This window comes from Mesorhizobium sp. M7A.F.Ca.US.006.04.2.1 (genome assembly GCF_004022915.1).
Classification (GTDB): domain Bacteria; phylum Pseudomonadota; class Alphaproteobacteria; order Rhizobiales; family Rhizobiaceae; genus Mesorhizobium; species Mesorhizobium ciceri.
The window spans coordinates 1-2,942 of the sequence record NZ_RZQA01000813.1 but is presented as its reverse complement, the minus strand read 5'-3'; the positions used below and the strand labels follow the sequence as shown (position 1 = coordinate 2,942).

The window sequence follows — 2,942 nt, the reverse complement described above, 5'->3', positions numbered from 1 at the left end:
GCCTGGAACTGCTCCGGCGTGCTGTCCACGTAAGGCGCCGGACCAGGCACCGTCGGCAGGACAAGGAAGCCGTCCTTGCCGAGCAGGGCGCTCAGTTCGCCGCGAAAGGTCAGACGCCGCACCTTCTCGGCCTGGGCTGTCTTGTCGTCGACGGCGCGGCCGAAGCCGAATCGCTCCTCGACGCCGGGGCCGAGGTCGCGCTCGCCGCTGGTGATCCATTCGCCATGCACCGCCCAGGCCTCCCTGGCCTGCAGCCGGCGAAAGCACCAGTAAAGTTCATCGGGAGATGAGGAGAAGCGGATTGCCGGCGTCGCCGGCGCGCCGAAAACCGCGCCCGCCAGCCCCTTCATTCCGGCATATTCGGCCAGCGCCGGGCGGGCGACCAATCCGTCCAGCCAATCCAGCGCCAGCGGCCGGTCCAACACGTGCTGGTGCGGATCGCGGCCGAGCAGCAGCTTGCCGACGGTCTCGTAGGTCTCGATGTCGTCGGCGAACCAGCCGAACGTGTCGAGGCTCGGCGCCAGCTTCATCGTGCCGTCGAGCGAAATGCGGCCATGCGTGGTGCGCAGCCCGATCAGTCCGCAAAAGCTCGCCGGTGCTCGGATCGAGCCGCCGGTGTCGGAACCAGTGGCGATATCGGCCAGCCTGCCCGCCACCGCCGCCGCCGACCCCGATGAGGAGCCGCCGGTGACGCGGTCGGGTGCCGCCGGGTTCACCGGAAACGAGAAATGCGCATTCTGACCGAACAGCGCGAAGGCGAGCTCGTCGGTCTGCGTCTTGCCGACGAAGCGTGCGCCGGCATCGAGGATCATCTGCACGGCGGGTGCGGTGCGCGAGGCTGCGTGGCTTTCGGCGAATTTTTGCAAATTGCCGCAACCGGTGCGGTAGCCGGCGACGTCGTATATGTCCTTGACGGCCAGCCGCAGGCCGGCCAGCGGGCCAAGCTGGGCATGTGCCACGGGCATCTGGCGAAGATCGAGAAAGGCGTTGAGAGGGCCGTGCGTGCCTGTCATCGTTCGATATCCGGATACGGTTGCCGCAACATTGTTCGACGCCAGAAATTTTACAACCTGCGATACGATTTTTATTGATTGTGAAAGTCTTCGCCCTTATATCGCGCTTGCCCAAAGTCGCACGTGCCTGTGGGTGTCCGCCGATCCTCGAATGGTGAGGGAAATCGGTAAGGTAACTGGAGCCAACCCCTCCAGTCGGTCTAGCGGCCAACCGCCAGCCCGAGGACACCTTGAAGCAACGACGGTGCGGGCCTTTCTGGTGTTCTGCCGGTTGTCCAAAAACCGGGGTTACTGAAGAGGCACACCTTCATTGCCGGCAGTGCGGACGGGTCTCCCATCCAAGCCAAGGCAGACAAAGCGAACCGAGGCCGGGCAAGGCCAAGGTTCACCGCCGCGAGACGGCGCTTCATGGTTCCGGGGTCTCCACCGGCTGGTTCCATGGATTTCCGTCCCGCCTTTGTCCACCGCGAGTTCGCGAGGCCGACAGCCCGCGTCCCGCAGCCTTATTGCGCGCCGAAAGGCGCTGATGGAGAGACCCCGATGGCCACCCAGCGCATCCTTGACTTCCTCGCCACCCGACGTCCGACCGGCCCCTGCCTCGTCGTCGACCTCGATGTCGTGCGCGACAATTTCCGCGCCTTCGAGAAGGCGCTGCCCGATTCCAGGATCTACTATGCGGTGAAAGCAAACCCGGCGCCGGAAATCCTGCGCCTGCTTGCTGCGATGGGCTCGTCCTTCGACACCGCTTCCGTTGCCGAAGTCGAGATGGCGATGGACGCTGGTGCGCCGGCGGACCGCATCTCCTTCGGCAACACCATCAAGAAGGAGCGTGACATCGCACGCGCCTACCAGCTCGGCATCCGCCTGTTCGCCGTCGATTGCGTCGAAGAGGTCGAGAAGATCGCCCGCGTCGCGCCCGGTGCGCGCGTGTTCTGCCGCGTGCTGACCGATGGCGAGGGCGCCGAGTGGCCGCTGTCGCGCAAGTTCGGCTGCGTGCCGGCGATGGCCGTCGACGTGCTGCGCCATGCCAAGGGGCTCGGCCTCGACGCCTATGGCGTGTCGTTCCATGTCGGCTCGCAGCAGACCGACCTGACCGCCTGGGACCGTGCGTTGGCCGACGCCAAGGTGGTGTTCGCGACGCTCGCCGAGGAAGGCATCGTCTTGAAGATGGTCAATATGGGCGGTGGTTTCCCGACGCGCTATCTGCGTGACGTGCCGGCCGCCCAGGCCTATGGCCAGGCGATCTTCTCGGCGCTGCGCAAGCATTTCGGCAATGCCATTCCGGAGACCATCATCGAGCCGGGCCGTGGCATGGTCGGCAATGCCGGCGTCATCAAGTCGGAAGTCGTGCTGATCTCGAAGAAGGCCGCCAACGACAATGTGCGCTGGGTGTTCCTCGACATCGGCAAGTTCGGCGGCCTGGCCGAGACGATGGACGAGGCGATCCGCTACCCGATCGTCACCGCGCATGACGGCACGGAGACCGCACCTTGCGTGCTCGCCGGCCCGACCTGCGATTCGGCCGACGTGATGTACGAGAAGACGCCCTATCCGCTGCCTTTGTCGCTGACCATCGGCGACGAGGTGCTGATCGAAGGCACCGGCGCCTACACGACCACCTACTCGGCGGTCGCCTTCAACGGCTTCGAGCCTCTCCGATCCTACGTGATCTGACGGCGCTTGCTCAGCGCATTTTCGAACGGCGAACCGGACACAACTTCGCCTGAAAATGCGCTGAGAGAGCCGATCAGATCATCCCAGGTGGGCGACTTTCGTCCACCCGGGCTCGCCTGTGGAACAGATCTCCGCTCGCCAGGGATTACGGAAATGGAAATGCCAGTTGAAATTGGGGGCCACGCACCGGCCTTTGTGATGGTTGCCGAAACCGCCGCCGATGTTGCGGCGCGCGAGGCGTTGCTCGATCGGGCC

General features: G+C 65.1%; 2 protein-coding genes. One reads left to right on the top strand and one right to left on the bottom strand.

The annotated features are described in order from the left end of the window. Positions 1-1,013: amidase (locus EN925_RS30470; RefSeq protein WP_128337154.1), on the bottom strand; the 1,013-nt coding region annotated here is incomplete at its 3' end. A 540-nt stretch (positions 1,014-1,553) separates the two neighbouring features. On the opposite strand from EN925_RS30470, the gene odc2 reads away from it, so the two are divergent. Beyond that, a complete protein-coding gene (odc2, locus tag EN925_RS30465; RefSeq protein ID WP_013529754.1) occupies positions 1,554-2,687 on the top strand; it encodes an ornithine/lysine decarboxylase in 1,134 nt (377 codons plus the stop codon). The last annotated feature ends 255 nt before the right edge of the window (positions 2,688-2,942 follow it).